Origin of the sequence: Variovorax paradoxus (genome assembly GCF_022009635.1) — a bacterium.
Taxonomy (GTDB): domain Bacteria; phylum Pseudomonadota; class Gammaproteobacteria; order Burkholderiales; family Burkholderiaceae_C; genus Variovorax.
This window is the reverse complement of the sequence record NZ_CP091716.1, coordinates 4294836-4311148: the sequence shown is the minus strand read 5'-3', so window position 1 is coordinate 4311148 and position 16313 is coordinate 4294836. Positions and strand designations below refer to the sequence as shown.

Below are 16313 nucleotides of genomic sequence, written 5' to 3'. Positions count from 1 at the left end.
CTAGGTGTTTTCCCCATGTCGTTGCTTGCCGGCCCGGCCGCCCCACCGCGAAATTTCAGAATCGACGTCCTGCGCGGCATTGCCATCTCGCTGGTGCTGTTGCTGCACTTCCACCTGTCGTACTCGCTGTTGGACAGCCCGCTGGCCGCCGTGCTGCCGGCGGTGTTCATCAAGTCGGTGGCGGTCAACGGCAACTACGGCGTCACCATGTTCTTCGTGGTGTCGGGCTACCTCATCACCTCGACCACGCTCAAGCGCTACGGCAGCCTGGGCAACGTGGACGTGCGCGGCTTCTACGCCTTCCGCTTCGCGCGCATCGTGCCCTGCCTGGTGGTGGCGCTGGCGCTCATCGTCGGGTTCGGCATGCTGGGGCAGCCGGCGTTCATGAACGTTGCCAAGCCGGGTTGGCCGCAGGTCGGCTATCCGGTGGCGGTGCTGTCGGTGCTGACCTTCTGGCACAACCTGCTGATGCAGCACGCGTGGTACTTCAACTACGCGATGAACATCTACTGGTCGCTCTCGGTGGAGGAAGTGTTCTACCTCGCGTTCCCGCTGCTGTGCTTCGGGCTGAAGCGGCAGTGGGCCATCGTGGCCGTATGGCTGTTGGCGATCGTCGTGGGGCCGGTCTACCGCGGTTTTCACGCGGACGACGAGATCTACTTCATGTACGGCTACCTCGCGTGCTTCGACGCGGTGGCATTCGGCTGCTGCGCGGCGTTGGTCGCGCAGCGCTTCAGCTTCGACGGATGGGCTGGCCGCCAACTGCAGCTTGCGGCGGCCTGCCTCGTGGCCGTGACCTACCTGCGCGGGATTCACGGCAACGAAGTCTTCGGCTTCACCGCCATCGCCGCCGGAACCGCCGTGCTGCTGGTCGGCGCGCGCAACGAGAAGGTGCCTGCATGGGCGCTGCGCAGCAGGGCGCTCGCGGGCCTGCGATGGCTGGGGCGGCACAGCTACGAGCTGTATCTCTTCCACATCATCGTGCTGGGCCTGATGCGCGGCGTCGTGGCGCGCGGGGCGATGCCGTCGGTGTGGAAGCTGCCGGCGATGGTGTTTTTCATCGCGGCGTCCGTGGCCGTGGCGTGGGGCATTGCGCGTTTTTATTCGGAGCCGATGAATGCGTGGCTTCGGCGCAGGTTGTTGGAGCGGCAGAAGCTGGTTGAGGGATGAGGATGGCCCCTTGTTCAGCGGAGGCACGCCGAAGTTGGGGTTGCAACCTGAATCGCTCCGCATAGTTTTGGCGGCTCGGACGGGGAGCCGCGAGGCTCGCCGATTCCCGCAAGAGGTGCCCGGTACGCCAACCCGTTCGAGTCGCCGCCCTCAATTCGCAGTCGCTTCATCCCGCATTGCCGCTTCCCACAGGCGCATGCGCCGCGACCATCCAGCAGGCCGCGGTGAAGCGAACCTCATCCCCATGCACATAAGGCTCGAAAGCCGAGCGCACAGCCGCGATGACTCGTGCGCGCGTTTGCTCGTCTTCCTGTCGCAGTTGCAGGCCGACCGGGCCGAGCTGGCTCAGGTATCGCAGCAGATCCTTCTCGGGCAGGGTGCACGCCACGTCGATAGGCCGGATGTCGATGCCTTGCCAGCCGCTGTCTCGCAGGATGCGTTCGATGCGCTCCGAGTCCGCAAAGGCGAACTGCCCCGGTGCACCGGGTTTGCGCGGCGGCAGGTTCGGCAGCAGCGGCGCCGCCGCGCGCTCGGCGGTCGTCATGAACGGGTTTTCCGCTGCCGCGCGCCACGCGATGAAACGCAGCGCGGCACCGTTCTTCGCGGCGCGCCGCAGGTTGGCGAAGGCCCGCACCGGATCGTCGAAGAACATCACGCCGATGCGCGAGATCAGCAAGTCGAAGCTGGCTGCTTCGAACGCGTGCGTCTGTGCGTCGGCGCAGATGAAGCGGGCGCGCGAGCCTTCTTTTTCGGCCCGCTTTTGCGCCGCATCGATCATCGGCGCCGAGATGTCGATGCCGACGCACTGGCCTTCCTGCGCGTTCTTCAGCCGTGCGAGGGCGAGGGTGGTTGCGCCGGTGCCGCAGCCGATGTCGAGCACCCGGCCCGCGGCCAACTGCGACGCTGCTTCGACGAGCAGCTCCGCGAGCGGCGCGAACATCTGGTCGAGCGTGGCTTGTATATCGACCCAGGCGTGCCCGGCGTGGCCGTTCCAGAGCCTGGCCTGTTCGTCGTCGTCGTTCTGCTTGGTGATTTCCATGATCGTTTCCTTGCTTGCCTTCGAGAGGCGGAAACTGCATTATTGAAATTCAAGTCGACTTGAGGTCAAGAGCATGAAGGAAATGGACATCACCGAAGTGGCGCAACGCTCCGGCGTGCCGGCCTCGACACTGCGCTACTACGACGAAAAGGGGCTGATCGTTCCCATCGGCCGGCGCGGCCTGCGCCGCCTGTTCGACGCGGGCGTGCTCGAGCGCCTCGCGCTCATTGCGCTGGGGCGCACGGCGGGCTTCTCGCTGGACGAGATCGCGCGCATGTTCGGCGCCGACGGGCAGCCGCGGATCGACAGGCTGATGCTCACGGCCAAGGCCGACGAACTCGACAGGACGATCCGCAACCTCAGCGTGATGCGCGACGGCCTGCGGCATGCCGCCGTGTGCTCCGCGCCGAGCCACATGGCGTGCCCGAAGTTCAGGCGCATCTTGCGGGCAGCGGGTTCGGGCGCGATCGGTGGAAAGAGCGAAGAGAAGAAAAAGAGCGTGCCGAAAGCGCCCAAGGCCGAAAAAACTAGGCCCGCGCCTTCTGCATGAAGACGCTGAACGGGTCGGGGCCGTAGTCGCCGAAGGGGCCTCGCGGCTGGTAGCCCGCGCGTGCGTAGAGCGAGATCGCTTCGGGCTGGCTCGGTCCCGTCTCCAGCATGAAGGTCGTGCAGCCCTTGGCCGCCGCTTCGCTCTCCAGAAAATTCAGCACCCGGGCCGCGATGCCTTGTCCCCGGTTTTCGGGCCGCACGAACATGCGCTTGAGCTCGCCGAATTCAGTGCCGACGACGATGGCGCCGCAGCCGACGGCCTTGCCGCCGGCGTCGCGCGCGACAGCGAACAGCACGTTCGGCGCGGACAGCGCGGCGATGTCGATGCCGTGGTGGCTCTCGGGCGGGTAGAGCGGCTTTTGGTACGCATCGAGGTCGTCGATGAGCTGGATGACGTCGGGCTGGGCGGGGCTTTCGAGGGAAATCTGCATCGGTCGATATTACTGAGCCGAAACCGCCGTACTGATCGCCTGCGCCCATCGCTCGGCCATGGCCGGTGAATTGAAGCAGGTGGTTTCCTCGGTCGCGCTGCAGACGGCGCGTTCGAGCAACTGGATGTCGGCTTCATGCTGCCGCGCCACATGCGGGTCCTCGAAGAAGATGACTTTGTGGCAGCGGCGGTCCAGCACCAGTTCGGCGATCTGCGCGTCGCCGCCCAGCGGACCGCTCTGGTAGCGGGTGACCCACGGCACGTCCGCCGGCCAGCCGCGCGACCAGGCCAGCTCGTTCAAGAGGCCGCCGGTCGTGCCTGTCGCCACGCGGTTCCGGAAGCTGGAAAGAAGATCGAAATGAAGCGCGGCAAACGCCACCATGCGCTGCTTCAGGGCGTCGTGCGCAATGAGCGCGACGGTCTGCTCCGCGCAAGGTGCGAACGCGTTGCCGGCGGCATGGCCGGCCAGCGCCAGCTCGATCGCGATCCATTCCCGCGCGCCGGCCGCGGTCGCAAGAAAAGGCTTGCCGTGAATCACGCATTGGCGCTTCAACGCCTGTGCCTCAGGGTACAGGGAGGACGGATCGACTGGGTCGATGAAATAGATCACGCCGTCGATTTCATCGGCGGGCACCAGGCCGCCGGAGATCCTCGACACGAGCCGCATCAGGCCGCCGTCGGCACCGTGCGGCAGGCGCACCAGCGGCGCGTGGCCGGCGAGCAGGCCGTCGCGCGCCAATGCATCGTGCGTGCCGCCCACTGCAAGAAGGCCCAGGTTCAGAGTGCGGATGCCGGCCTCGCAGGCCTCGGCCCATCGGCCCAATACGCCGACGCCTTCCTGCCGGTGCAAGCGGTTGGCGACGAGGCCGAAGCGCCTGGCGGCGGCACGAGGCTCCTGCGCCGGGGTCTGCTGAAGAAGTTGCGATGCGTCCATGTGTCTGTTCACCGTTGACCGAGCTGCATGCCGTATTCGACCACGCGACGGTGACCGGCCGGTCTTTTCCTAACCCATTCCGGCAAAGCCCGACCGTCCCAAGGGTTCAGGCCTTCGCCCAACAATGCCCGCACAACGGCAGGCCGGTCGGCTTGCCGAGTCGCAGCGCTTGTTGTTTGAAGGAGTAGCACTTTGGAATACCGTCATCTGGGCAAATCAGGCCTCAAGGTCCCCGTGTTGAGTTTTGGCACGGGCACCTTCGGCGGCAAGGGCGAGTTTTTCAGCGCGTGGGGCAGCACCGACGTGGCCGAGGCGCGCAAGCTCATCGACATCTGCCTCGACGCAGGCGTCAACATGTTCGACAGCGCCGACATCTATTCGGCCGGCGCGGCGGAGTCGGTGTTGGGCGAGGCCATCAAGGGCCGCCCGCGCGACCAGTTGCTGATCTCGACCAAGGCCACCTTCCGCAGCGGCAAGGGCGCGAACGACGTGGGCTCGTCGCGCCACCATCTCGTGCAGGCGGTCGATGCTGCGCTCAAGCGCCTGGGCACCGACTACATCGACCTGTTCCAGCTGCACGGCTTCGACGCGAGCACGCCGGTGGAAGAGACGCTGTCCACGCTCGACGACCTGGTGCGCGCGGGCAAGCTGCGCTACGTGGGCGCGTCGAACTTCTCGGGCTGGCACCTGATGAAGTCGCTGGCGGTGTCCGAGCGCTACGGCTATCCACGCTACGTGGCGCACCAGGCCTACTACTCGCTGGTCGGGCGCGACTACGAGTGGGAGCTGATGCCTCTCGCGCAGGACCAGGGCGTGGGCGCGGTGGTGTGGAGCCCGCTGGGCTGGGGCCGGCTCACCGGCAAGATCCGCCGCGGCCAGCCATTGCCGGCCAACAGCCGCCTGCACGTGACCGCCGACATGGGGCCGCCGGTGCCTGACGAGCTGCTCTATCGCGTGGTCGATGCGCTGGAAAAAGTCGGCGCCGAAGTCGGCAAGACCGTGCCGCAGGTCGCGCTGAACTGGCTGCTGCAGCGCCCGACGGTGTCGAGCGTGGTGGTCGGCGCGCGCGACGAGGCGCAGTTGCGCCAGAACCTGGGCGCGTTGGGCTGGAATCTCACGCCCGCGCAGGTCGCCGAGCTCGACGCCGCGAGCACGACGACGCGGGCCTATCCCTACTGGCACCAGCAGGGCTTCCTGGAGCGCAATCCGAACGCGGTCTGAGCCTGGCTGTCTGGGCTATCCGGGCGTCAGCCCGAGCACCCAGCGCTTGAAGTGCTCCAGCGCCCCGGAGGCCGGCCGGCCTTCGGGGTAGGCGAAGTAGTAGCCCTGGCGCACGTCCAGATGCCGGTCGACCGGGATCACGAGTTCGCCGGTCTTCAGTTCATGCTCGACCAGGATGCGCGGCGCCAAGCCGACGCCCATGCCGGCGGCCGTGGCCGCCACCACCATGGTGAACAGCTCGTAGCGCGGCCCGCGCGACGCATGCACCGTGTATTCCCAGCCTTGCTGCGCATACCAGTCGCGCCAGGCGTGGGCGCGCGTGCTCAGGTGCACATGGCGGCAGCGCTCGAAGCCGGCCTCGTCCCATGGCCCGTTCGCGTCGCGGAAGGCGGGGCTGCAGATGGGCACCATCTCGCCTTCGGCAAAGATCAGCCCGCCGCGCGTGTTGGGCCAGAACTGGTCGCCGAAGTAGATGGCCGCGTCGTAGGCGTTCTCCTGAAAGGAAAAAGGCTGCGAGCGCGCCGACAGATTGACGGTGATGTTCGGATGCAGCTCGCTGAACTCCGGCAGGCGCGGTATGAGCCACTGCGTGGCGAAGGTCGGCACCACGGCCAGCTCCAGCACGAAGCCCATCTCGTGGCCGGCGCTGATCTCCAGCGTGTCGCGGCGGATCTGGTCGAGGTGGCGGCGGATGCGCGCCGCGTATTCGCGGCCCACGTCGGTCAGCGTGAGCCGCCGCCGCACGCGCGAGAACAGCGGCACGCCCAGCCGCTGCTCGAGCATGGCCACCTGGCGCCCGACGGCGCTCTGCGTCAGCGCGAGTTCGGCGGCCGCGCGGGTGAAGCTCCCCAGCCGCGCCGAGGCCTCGAAGGCCTGCAGCGCGCCGAGGTTGGGAATGTCTTTTCTCATCGATTGCCAGCAGTTGTCTCAGTCTTTTCGGCGAAAGCACCCACCGTGCCGGGGGCGTGTCCGCGGCGCTATTTTGCGTGCCGCCGCGCGGCATTTGTGGATACGCTGGAGGCGGCGCCATTGATGGCGAGCAGCAAGAAAGGCATTTCATGCGTCGTGTGGTGATCATCGGCGGCGGGGCCATCGGCTCGGCCATTGCGTATTTCCTGACCCGTGACCCGAAGGAAGAAGCCTTCGAGGTCACCGTGGTCGAGCGCGATTTCTCGTACCGCCAGGCGTCATCGGCCCTGTCGGCCAGCTCGATTCGCCAGCAGTTTTCCACCGCAATCAACATCGAGATGTCGCTCTACGGCATCGACTTCATGCGCTCGCTTGGCCAGACCCTGCGGGTGGGCAGCGAGGTGCCAGACATCGGCCTTGTCGAGCCCGGCTACCTGTACCTGGCTTCGCCGGCGGGCGTGGAGGTGCTGTGCGAGAACCATGCGATGCAGAAGGCGCATGCGGTCGACGTGGCGCTGCTGGCACCCGACGAACTGAAGGCGCGCTTTCCGTGGTTGTCGACCGAAGGCATTGCGCTCGCTTCGCTCGGGCTCTCGGGTGAAGGCTGGTACGACGGCTACAGCCTGCTGCAGGCTTTTCGCAAAAAGGCGGTGTCGCAGGGTGCGCACTACGTGCAGGCGCATGCCACGGGGCTGCGCCGCGACGGCCGGCGGCTGACCGGCGTGCAGCTCGGCAACGGCGAGACACTGGAGGCCGACGTGGTCGTCAACGCCGCGGGCGCATGGGCTGCGACGGTCGCGGGCTGGGCCGGCATCGCGCTGCCGGTGCGCGGGCGCCGTCGCAGCGTATTCAGCTTCTCTTGCCCCGAGACGCTGCCCGGCTGCCCGCTCGTCATCGACACCTCGGGCATCTGGCTGCGGCCGGAGGGCCGCCAGTTCATCTGCGGCTTCGCGCCGCCAGAGGCACAGGACGTCGACGACCAGCCGCTGGACGTCGAGTACGAGGCCTTCGACGACTTCATCTGGCCCGCACTGGCCGAGCGCGTGCCGGCCTTCGAGGCCATCCGCATGACCGGCGCATGGGCCGGCTACTACGAGATGAACGTGTTCGACCACAACGCCATCCTCGGCCTGCACCCGGACTGCGACAACCTCTACTTCGCGAACGGCTTTTCAGGCCACGGGCTGCAGCAGTGCCCGGCGGCGGGAAGGGGCGTGGCGGAGCTGATCCGCTTCGGCGGCTACCGCAGCCTCGACCTGGGGGCGGTGTCTTTCGCGCGCATTCTCGAGAACAGGCCGCTGCTCGAGAAGAACGTGATCTAGCCGCTTGGATTCAGGGCGACGCCAGCGCGGTGAACGGCCCTTGCTGGCCCAGCGCGGACTGCCCCTCGTTGAGCACCGCGACGAGCCTGCCGTAGAAGAACGGAAGCCCGAAGTCGATGGCGCTACCGATGCTCGCGGCCGCCACGTTGTTTACCGCCACCGCGCCCGGGTTGCTCGTGAACAGCGACTGCGCGTTCGCAATGGCAAAGCTCTGGTTCAGCGCGGGGCCGGTGGCCGCGGTGAAGCTGGCGCTCAGGTCCAGCGAACTCGGCGGGCAATAGAAGCCCTGGAAGGTGCTGCCCTTGGCGCACTGGGCGATCGTCGAATCGTTCAGGAAGAAGAAGTTCGAGCCGCTGTCCAGGAAGCTGTCGGGAAAGCTGTTGTTCTTGTAGGTGGCCGAGACGCGGAGCGTGTTCGGGTTCGTCTGCAGCACCGTCGCGCCGGTCATGGCGTTGTTGGCCTGCGTGGCAACGCCGAAGTAGAGCGTGCCGACGGTAACGCCCTGGCCGGCCGAGGAAATCGCGGGCAGCCCGAGCACCACGCCGTTGTTGTCCTGCGCGAAGTTGGCCACGATGTTCTGGGCCTGCTTGGCGAGCGGCACCGCCGTGTTCTGGCACTGCGCCCCCGGCTGGCAGGTGTAGTAGGTGGCGGAGACCGCCTTCTGCGCGCACGCGTTGCCGCAGTCCTGCAGGAAGGCCGCCACGCCGATGATGCCGTTCGTTCCCAGGTCGGCGGGAGTGTTCTCCGCCTTCAGCGTGCCGTTGTCCGAGCATGCGCTCGGCACGGCGCCCGCCGCCGTGTCGCCCACGATCTGCAGCGGCTGCGCCGCCGCCGACTTCGGCCCCAGCGTGATGTCGGCCGTGCGCATGGTTCCCCATGTGTAGCCGTCGAGGAATTGCTCGCAGGCATTCAGCGGCGCGCTGTTCACCGACTCTTGCGGCAGCGCCGCGAGCATCGACGAATTGAGCGCCGAGGCGGCGATGCGCACGCCGGCGGAGCCGGTGTCGATCAGCACGTTGTCGATGGTCTGGCAGGTGCCAGTGCCCGGCACGCAGAGTTGAACGCTGACCTGCGGAAGGTTGACGCCGCTGGTGTCCGTGCCGCGCGACACGGTGAGGGACATCGAGTTCTGCGAGGTTGTCGCAGGGGTCGGTGTCGCCGCCGGGGTGGTGGCGGTCGGCAGCAGCGCGATCGGCAATGCGCCGCCGCCTCCGCCGCCCCCGCCACCGCCGCAGGCGGCGAGGCCCAGCAGGCTCGCAGCGCATACCGCCACGGCCGCCGCCGCGCGAATCAGGTTGCTGGCACCGGCAACGCGCCGGTTGCCTGCTTGTCGTGGTTCCATGGACATGATGGCTGGTCGCAGGAGGGTTGAAGGGTCAGGAGTCTTGCGGGACGGTCAGCGTGTCCGGATCGACGCCGGCCGGCAGCAGCCGCGGCAGCCAGGCGATGCCCGTCCAGGAGCGCTGGTGCGCCGAGGCATGCACCGCGAATGTCTCGCCCGCCTGCGAGGTGGAGCCGTGGGAGCCTCGGCCTTGCTGGCGCAGTTCGCGTGCCCTGCCGGACATCTGCGTGGCGTATTGCGTGCCGAGCAGCACCGAGAGTTCCGGCCGGTGGGAACCGCGCCACGCGACCGCGAAGACGACGCCGTCCGCGTTCAGGTACTCACGCTCGATAAGCCCGTCGGGCAGCGTGATTTCCCGCATGGTCCAGTTGCTTGGCGCAGTGGTTGCCGCCGTGGCCGTGTTGGCGGCTACAGGAGCGGCAATCTTGCGCGATGGCGTGGCGACCCGCTGGTCCGGGCCCAGATGGGGAGCGCCGCCCAGTTCCGCGAACGCGCAGGGCGTTCCGAGCGCGGCGGCGGCGATTGCCAGGCCGCCCAGCAGGGTGGCTCCATGGGTGCGCCGCGCATGACATTCTTGTGACCCGCTGTTCATCCTGATTTCCTTTCCGTCCCGACGCGCGAAGGTTACTGCCCGTTCGCGTCGGCATGGCAAAGACCCGGGGCGCCGCATTGGCTGGCACGCCAAGTCGGCCAGCGATCAGGTTCGCGGTGTTAACGAGTGGCCGGGGAGGGCGTAGGATGGTCGCCAGAGAGGTGTCACGACTCATGACTGCACAGACATTGATCGATACCGCCCGCGCGCTCGTCGCCGGCGACAAGGGCCTGCTCGCCATGGACGAGAGCAACGCCACCTGCAACAAGCGCTTCGCCGCGCTGGGCATTCCCCAGACCGAGGCGGCGCGGCGCGACTGGCGCGAGCTGATCGTCACCGCGCCGGGCCTGGGCGACAGCATCAGCGGCGCCATTCTGTTCGACGAGACGATCCGCCAGCGGACCAACGCGGGCAAGCCCTTTGCCCAGGCGCTGTCCGACGCGGGCATCGTGCCCGGCATCAAGGTCGACATGGGCGCCAAGCCGCTGGCCGGGCACCCCGGCGAGACCGTGACCGAAGGCCTCGACGGCCTGCGCGAGCGCCTGGCTGAATACGCCGGCATGGGCGCGCGCTTCGCGAAATGGCGCGGCGTGATCGCCATCGCGGACGGCAAGGGTGCGGGCCTGCCCACACCAGCCTGCATCGATGTCAACGCCCATGCGCTCGCTCGCTATGCCGCGCTGTGCCAGGAGGCGGGACTCGTGCCCATCGTCGAGCCCGAAGTGCTGATGGACGGTGCCCATTCACTAGTACGCTGCGCCGAGGTGACCGAAGAAGTGCTGCACCGCACCTTCGCCCAGTTGCTGGCGCAGGGCGTGCTGCTCGAGGGCATGCTGCTCAAGCCGAACATGGTGCTGCCCGGCCAGAAGGCGGCCACGCAGGACCCGGTCGACGCGGTGGCCGACGCCACGGTGGCCTGCCTGCTGCGCGCCGTGCCCGCCGCGGTGCCGGGCGTTGCGTTCCTTTCAGGCGGGCAGTCGGCACAGCTGGCTTCGGCGCGGCTGAACGCGATGAACACCCGGCACAAGTCGCGCCTGCCGTGGGCGCTGACCTTTTCGTTCTCGCGCGCCGTGCAGCAGCCCGCGCTCGATGCATGGAAGGGCGATGCGGCCAACGTCGCCGAGGCGCAGCAGGCGCTGGTGTTCCGCGCCCGCTGCAACCAGGCGGCGCGCCGGGGCGGCTACGACACCAAGCGCGACGCGCCCCGCTGAGCGGTGGCGAGCCCGCCGGCAGACATCACCAACAGACAACCAACAGAGACAACTCGCCAAGCTTCATGACGATCCAGGACCTCTACCAGCGCAAGCTCGTTTCCGCCGCCGATGCCGTGCGCCAGCAGGTGCGCAACGGCGACATGATCATCGTGCCGACCGGCGTGGGCGAGCCGCCGACACTGCTCACGGCCCTGTCGGAGCAGCGCCGCGACTTCCGCGACGTGAAGGTCGCGCAGATCCTCGCGATGCGCAAGTACGCCTACATCGACTCCGAGACCGTCGAGCATGTGCGGCACGTGGCGCTGTTCTTCGGCGGCGCCACGCGCGCGGGCGGGCAGGCGGGCTGGATCGACTTCATTCCCAACTACTTCTCGGAGATTCCGGCGCTGATCGAGCGCGGGCAGGTGCCGGCGGAGGTGGTGTTCACCATGGCTTCGCCGATGGACGCGCACGGCTACTTCTCGCTGAGCCTGGGCGCCGACTACACCATGGCCGCCGTCGCGAAAGCGCGCGCGGTGGTGCTGGAAGTGAACCCGAACGTGCCCTTCGCCTACGGCGCCTGCCACGTGCATGTGTCGCAGGTCGCGGCGCTGGTCGAGAACGACGCGCCGGTGATGGAAGTGGGGCTGCCGAAGATCGGCCCGGTGCAGGAAGCCATCGGCAGGCACGTGGCCGGGCTGATCGACGACGGCTCGACGCTGCAGATCGGCTACGGCGGCATTCCCGACGCGGTGGTGATGCAGCTCACCGGCAAGAAGGACCTGGGCATCCACACCGAGATGATCGGCGACGGCATCCTCACGCTGGTGGAAAGCGGCGCGGTGACCAACCGGCGCAAGAACTACCTGCCGGGCAAGTCGGTCGCGACCTTCGCGCTGGGCTCCAGCAGGCTCTACCGCTTCATGGACCGCAACCCGTCGCTGGAAATGCACCCGGTGAACTTCACCAACGACCCCGCGCTGGCGGGGCTCAACGACAACCTGGTGGCCATCAACGCGACGATGCAGATCGACCTGCTGGGCCAGTGCGGCTCCGAGAGCCTGGGGCATGCGCCTTACTCGGGCACCGGCGGGCAGTCGGACTTCGTGCGGGCGGCCAATCGCTCGCGCGGCGGCAAGGCCTTCATCGTGCTGCCTTCCACCGCCAAGGGCGACAGCATTTCTCGCATCGTGCCTTCGCTGTCGCCGGGCACGCACGTGAGCACCAGCAAGAACGACATCAACTACGTCGTCACCGAGCACGGCGTGGCGCAGCTGCGCGGCAAGTCCGCGAAGCAGCGCGCGCAGGAGCTGATCGCCATCGCGCATCCGGACTTCCGCGCGGAGCTGACCGAGCAGGCCAAGCGGGCGAATCTGCTGTGAGGCCCGGGCGCGGCCTGCGCGTGGCGGGCAGGGCATGGATTCGCTGATCGCCGCCTCCGCGCGCGCCCTTGCCGCCGGCGACGTGCTCGGCGCGCTCAAGCGCGTGGCCCTGCGCGAAGACCCGCCGGCGCTGGCGCTGCGCGGTATCGCGATGGCCCAGCTCGGCGAGCATCCGCGCGCCCGCGAACTGCTGCGCCGCGCCGCGCGCGATTTCGGCGCGCATGAGGAAACGGCGCGTGCGCGCTGCGTGGTCGCCGAGGCCGAGGTGGCGATGGCCATGCGCGACCTCGGCGATTCGCCGCGCGCGCTGGCGGCGGCTGCCGCCACGCTGGAGGCGCGCGAGGACCACGCCAATGCGCTGCAGGCGCGCCTGATAGCCGTGCGCCGGCTGCTGCTGCTCGGCCGGCTGGACGAGGCCGCCGAAGCGCTGGCAAGGCTCGACGCTCGCGGCCGGTCGCCTTCGCTGGCCGCCGTGGCCGAACTCACCGCGGCCGAACTGGCGCTGCGCTCTTTGCATATCAGTGAGGCACAAGGGGCACTGGCTCGCGCACAGGAAGCCGCCGAGCAAGCGCGCGTGCCCGCGCTGCTGGCCGAAGTGGCGGAGATGCGCTCGGCACTCGACCGCCCCGCGGCGCGGCGCCTGTCGGCCGAGGGCGAACAGACGCTGCGGCTGGGCGAGGTGGCTGCATTGCTGGCGTCGGACGCGCTGGTCGTCGACGCCTGCCGCCGCGGGCTGGGCGCGGGAGATGCCTGGCAGCCGCTGGCGCGACGTCCGGTGCTGTTCTCGCTGGCGCGCGCGCTCGCCGAGGCCTGGCCGGGCGATATCGACCGCGAGGCGCTGATCGAATGCGCCTTCCGCACCCGCCGCCCCGACGAAACACATCGCGCCCGCCTGCGCGTCGAAATCGGCCGGCTGCGCGCGCTGGTCAGGTCGCTGGCGGGCATCGAGGCGACGGCGCGCGGCTTCGTCCTCAAGCCGCGCGACGGCCGCACGGTGGCCGTGCTGGCGCCGCCCATCGACGGCGAGCAGGCCTCGCTGGTGGCGCTGCTGTCCGACGGCGCGGCGTGGTCGACCTCGGCGCTCGCGCTGGCCGTGGGCGCGAGCCAGCGCACCGTGCAGCGCGCGCTGGCCGAACTGGAGGAAGAGGGCCGTGTCCGCTCCATCGGACAGGCCAGGGCGCGCCGGTGGCTGTCGCCGCCGCTCGCAGGATTCACGACGATCTTGTTACTCCCATCCACGCTGCCTATTGAATAGAGTTGTCTCCAGCGCGCCAATCCAGGCGCACAAGGAGCCAACGATGAGCGACAGAACAAGCAGCGCCGCGGTGCACGCGGCAGAGATCGTGCGTGAATACGGGCCCTTCGCGGGCTCCGACAAGGTGGCCGGCGTCACCCATGACGGCCAGCGCGTGTGGGCCGCCACCGGCGCCGCGCTGGTGGCCTTCGACCCCGCCACCGGCGAGGCCACCCGCACGCTCGACCTGGCCTGCGACGCCGGCACGGCGTTCGACGGCACCCACCTCTACCAGATCGCCGATGCGCGCATCGACAAGATCGACCCCGCCAGCGGCAAGGTGCTGGCATCGATTCCGGCGCCGGGCAAGGGGCTCGATTCGGGCCTGACCTGGGCCGAGGGCAGCCTGTGGGTGGGCGAATACCGCGAACGCAAGATCCACCAGATCAACCCCGAGACCGGCGCGGTGGTGCGCACCATCGAGTCGAACCGCTTCGTCACCGGCGTCACCTGGGTCGACGGCGAGCTGTGGCACGGCACGTGGGAAGACGACCAGAGCGACATCCGCCGCATCGACGCGCAAAGCGGCGCCGTGCTGGAGCGGCTCGAAATGCCGCGCGGCATGGGCGTGAGCGGCCTGGAGTCCGACGGGGCGGACCTTTTCTATTGCGGCGGCGGCAACAGCGGCAAGGTCCGCGCCGTGCGGCGGCCGAAGGCGGCCCGGTCCTGATCGCGCTTCATCACTTTGCAAGGAGAAACGAATCATGAACACAGCCATTACGGAGCCGGCAGGCGTTCGGAACCATCCTGTCGTGCCGGGCGAACGTTGGCTCGCCGAGCGGAAGACACTGTTGGCGCGCGAGAAGGAACTGATGCGCCTGCAGGACCAGATCGCCCGCGAGCGGCGCGCGCTGCCGTGGGAGCGCGTGCAGAAGAACTACGTGTTCGACACGCCCCAGGGCAAGCGCACGCTGGCAGACCTGTTCGCCGGGCGCCGCCAATTGGTGGTGCAGCACTTCATGCTCGGCCCGGGTTGGGGCGAGGGCTGCCCGAGCTGCTCGTACATGGCGGACCATACCGACGGCATGAACGTGCACCTGGCGCATCGCGACATCAGCTTCGTGGCCGTCTCGCGCGCGCCGCTGGCCGAGATCGCCCGCTTCCGCGAGCGCATGGGCTGGCGCTTCGACTGGGTGTCGTCGGAAGGCAGCGACTTCAACCACGACTTCCACGTCAGCTTCACGCCCGATGAACTGGCCGCGGGCGAGGTCGACTACAACTACGGCAAGCGGGTTTTCCCGGCCTCGGAGGCGCCCGGCATCAGCGTGTTCTACAAGGACGACGCGGGCGATGTCTTCCATACGTACTCGACCTTCGGACGCGGCGTGGAAGTGATGATGGGCGCCTACAGCCTGATGGACCTCACGCCGCAGGGCCGCGGCGAGCGCGACGTGCCGCACAAGATGGAATGGGTGCGGCACCACGACCGCTACGAGCCTGAGCCCGCCGCGAAGGCCGCTGCGGATTCCTGCTGCTCGCACCGCGGCTGAGCCCGGCGCTCCTGAACCGATCGGGCATGTCATGGCGAGCCTTTGGCCCTGGCTGGCCGTTGCCGGCCTCGGAGCCCTTCATGGACTGAGCCCGGCAAACGGCTGGATGTTCGCCGCCGCATGCGGCGTGCAGGCCCGCGACGGGGCCCAGGCGCGGCGGGCCCTGCTGCCCATCGCTCTAGGGCATGGCGTTTCGGTCGCGGTGGTGGCGTGGGGCTTCGCCTGGGGCATGTCGATGGAACATGCGCGAGTGCAGGGCGCGGCCGGCGCGCTGCTGTTGGGTGTTGCGGCCTGTCGCTGGCTGCGGGGCGATGCGCGGAAAGGAATGCATGGGCCGTCAGGCATCCGCGCGGGACATGTCGGCATCGCGCTGTGGTCTTTTCTCATGGCTACCGCGCACGGCGCCGGACTGATGCTGGTGCCCGCGCTCATGCCGCTGTGCCTCGCGGACAACCCTGCGCGCGAGATCACCGCTTCGGGCTCGCTTCTGCTGGCGCTGGCGGCGGTCGGGTTGCACACGGCCGCGATGCTGGCCACGACCGGAGCCATCGCAACTGGCGTGTGCCGGGGCATCGCCATGAATCCACGGCTCATGAGCGAGCGGTTCCAGCGCCACGCCTGGACGGCCGCGCTGGCCGCCACGGGCGTGCTTCTGATCGCGCTTCGCGGCGGCTAGCCGGCCTTCGCGGCCTTCACCAGCGAAGGCGTCGCCTTGTAGACCTCGGGGAACAGCTTCTTCAGGTCTTCGATCTTGGGCAGGTCGTTGATCGCGATGTAGGGCTGGTTCGGGTGCAGCGTCAGGTAGTCCTGGTGGTAGTCCTCGGCCGCGAAGAAGGGCTTGGACATCTCGACCGTGGTCGCCAGCGGCTTGCCGTAGGTCTTGGCCTGGTTGAGTTGCGCGATGTATTCCTTGGCGATGCGCGCCTGGTCGGCGTTCTCGGCGAACACGGTCGAGCGGTATTGCGTGCCGGTGTCGGGGCCCTGGCGGTTCAGCTCGGTCGGATCGTGCGCCACCGAGAAGTAGATCTGCAGCAGCTTGCCGTAGCTGATCTGCTGCGGGTCGTAGGTGATGCGCACCGACTCCGCATGGCCGGTGCGGCCGGAGCCGACTTCTTCGTAGCGGGCTGTCTTGGCGTCGCCGCCGGCATAGCCGGAGACCGCGTTGCTCACGCCCTTGACGCGCTGGAACACGCCTTGCACGCCCCAGAAGCAGCCGCCCGCGAACACGGCGGTCTCCGTCTTGGCCGTGGGGGCGGCGGTGATGTCGGCCGTGGGTGCCGGCACGCGGCGCGAGGTCTCGGCGGACGAGGGCACGGCATACCAGACGAGGGCTGCGGCGGCCAGGGTGCCCGCGGTCAGTGCGAAGGATCTCATTGGCTTTCCTTTCAGGAGGCTCCTCTGTTGAATGGCGCGACATTGACGCCCAACCCGCCTTTCGTCAATGGC

General features: G+C 68.5%; 17 protein-coding genes. 10 read left to right on the top strand and 7 right to left on the bottom strand.

The features are described from left to right. Positions 1–15 precede the first annotated feature (15 nt). Positions 16–1170, top strand: coding sequence for an acyltransferase family protein (locus L3V85_RS19925; RefSeq protein WP_237674458.1), 1155 nt, complete (start codon positions 16–18; stop codon positions 1168–1170). 166 nt (positions 1171–1336) lie between these two features. On the opposite strand, the gene L3V85_RS19920 is transcribed toward L3V85_RS19925, so the two are convergent. Next, on the bottom strand, positions 1337–2209 hold the full coding sequence (locus L3V85_RS19920; protein ID WP_237674457.1) for a class I SAM-dependent methyltransferase: 873 nt from the start codon (positions 2207–2209) through the stop codon (positions 1337–1339). Between the two features lie 73 nt (positions 2210–2282). On the opposite strand from L3V85_RS19920, the gene L3V85_RS19915 reads away from it, so the two are divergent. Further along, positions 2283–2759: a helix-turn-helix domain-containing protein gene (locus tag L3V85_RS19915; RefSeq protein ID WP_237674456.1), complete on the top strand. Its 477-nt coding sequence runs from the start codon at positions 2283–2285 to the stop codon at positions 2757–2759. Here L3V85_RS19915 and L3V85_RS19910 read toward each other — a convergent pair. Both L3V85_RS19910 and L3V85_RS19905 read right to left on the bottom strand, forming a co-directional pair. Next, complete coding sequence (locus L3V85_RS19910; RefSeq protein ID WP_237674455.1) at positions 2737–3189, bottom strand: GNAT family N-acetyltransferase; 453 nt, start codon at positions 3187–3189, stop codon at positions 2737–2739. The genes L3V85_RS19915 and L3V85_RS19910 overlap by 23 nt on opposite strands. 9 nt (positions 3190–3198) lie before the next feature. Then, the gene (locus L3V85_RS19905; RefSeq protein WP_237674454.1) at positions 3199–4122 is read right to left on the bottom strand and encodes a methylglyoxal synthase; all 924 of its coding nucleotides are present in this window, start codon (positions 4120–4122) and stop codon (positions 3199–3201) included. Between the two features lie 192 nt (positions 4123–4314). On the opposite strand from L3V85_RS19905, the gene L3V85_RS19900 reads away from it, so the two are divergent. After that, positions 4315–5343 (top strand): aldo/keto reductase, encoded by a 1029-nt coding sequence (locus L3V85_RS19900; protein WP_237674453.1) that lies wholly within the window; start codon positions 4315–4317, stop codon positions 5341–5343. A gap of 15 nt (positions 5344–5358) precedes the next feature. On the opposite strand, the gene L3V85_RS19895 is transcribed toward L3V85_RS19900, so the two are convergent. Further along, positions 5359–6252 (bottom strand): LysR substrate-binding domain-containing protein, encoded by an 894-nt coding sequence (locus L3V85_RS19895; RefSeq protein WP_237674452.1) that lies wholly within the window; start codon positions 6250–6252, stop codon positions 5359–5361. A 149-nt stretch (positions 6253–6401) separates the two neighbouring features. On the opposite strand from L3V85_RS19895, the gene L3V85_RS19890 reads away from it, so the two are divergent. Continuing rightward, positions 6402–7574, top strand: a complete 1173-nt coding sequence (locus tag L3V85_RS19890) for an NAD(P)/FAD-dependent oxidoreductase (RefSeq protein WP_237674451.1) — start codon at positions 6402–6404, stop codon at positions 7572–7574. Positions 7575–7584: 10 nt separating this feature from the next. Here the strand turns inward: L3V85_RS19890 and L3V85_RS19885 are convergent, their stop codons facing one another. Next, positions 7585–8916 carry a DUF3443 family protein gene (locus L3V85_RS19885; RefSeq protein ID WP_237674450.1) on the bottom strand — a complete coding sequence of 444 codons (1332 nt, stop codon included), beginning with the start codon at positions 8914–8916 and terminating at the stop codon, positions 7585–7587. Between the two features lie 34 nt (positions 8917–8950). Further along, entirely contained in the window at positions 8951–9508 is a 558-nt protein-coding gene (locus L3V85_RS19880) for a DUF2844 domain-containing protein (RefSeq protein ID WP_237674449.1), read from the bottom strand. Positions 9509–9681: 173 nt separating this feature from the next. Here L3V85_RS19880 and L3V85_RS19875 point away from each other — a divergent pair, with 173 nt between their 5' ends. The 6 genes from L3V85_RS19875 to L3V85_RS19850 all read left to right on the top strand — a co-directional run bounded on the left by L3V85_RS19875 (position 9682) and on the right by L3V85_RS19850 (position 15543). Further along, on the top strand, positions 9682–10719 hold the full coding sequence (locus tag L3V85_RS19875; RefSeq protein ID WP_237674448.1) for a class I fructose-bisphosphate aldolase: 1038 nt from the start codon (positions 9682–9684) through the stop codon (positions 10717–10719). A 65-nt stretch (positions 10720–10784) separates the two neighbouring features. After that, entirely contained in the window at positions 10785–12083 is a 1299-nt protein-coding gene (locus L3V85_RS19870) for an acetyl-CoA hydrolase/transferase family protein (RefSeq protein WP_237674447.1), read from the top strand. A gap of 34 nt (positions 12084–12117) precedes the next feature. After that, the gene (locus tag L3V85_RS19865; RefSeq protein WP_237674446.1) at positions 12118–13338 is read left to right on the top strand and encodes a helix-turn-helix domain-containing protein; all 1221 of its coding nucleotides are present in this window, start codon (positions 12118–12120) and stop codon (positions 13336–13338) included. Positions 13339–13381: 43 nt separating this feature from the next. Continuing rightward, positions 13382–14047, top strand: a complete 666-nt coding sequence (locus L3V85_RS19860) for a glutaminyl-peptide cyclotransferase (protein ID WP_237674445.1) — start codon at positions 13382–13384, stop codon at positions 14045–14047. Positions 14048–14081: 34 nt separating this feature from the next. Further along, positions 14082–14867, top strand: coding sequence for a DUF899 domain-containing protein (locus tag L3V85_RS19855; RefSeq protein WP_237674444.1), 786 nt, complete (start codon positions 14082–14084; stop codon positions 14865–14867). A gap of 31 nt (positions 14868–14898) precedes the next feature. Next, positions 14899–15543 (top strand): hypothetical protein, encoded by a 645-nt coding sequence (locus tag L3V85_RS19850; RefSeq protein ID WP_237674443.1) that lies wholly within the window; start codon positions 14899–14901, stop codon positions 15541–15543. Here L3V85_RS19850 and msrA read toward each other — a convergent pair. Next, positions 15540–16241, bottom strand: a complete 702-nt coding sequence (gene msrA / locus L3V85_RS19845; RefSeq protein WP_237674442.1) for a peptide-methionine (S)-S-oxide reductase MsrA — start codon at positions 16239–16241, stop codon at positions 15540–15542. The two genes, L3V85_RS19850 and msrA, sit on opposite strands and share 4 nt — an antisense overlap. Between the last annotated feature and the right edge of the window lie 72 nt (positions 16242–16313).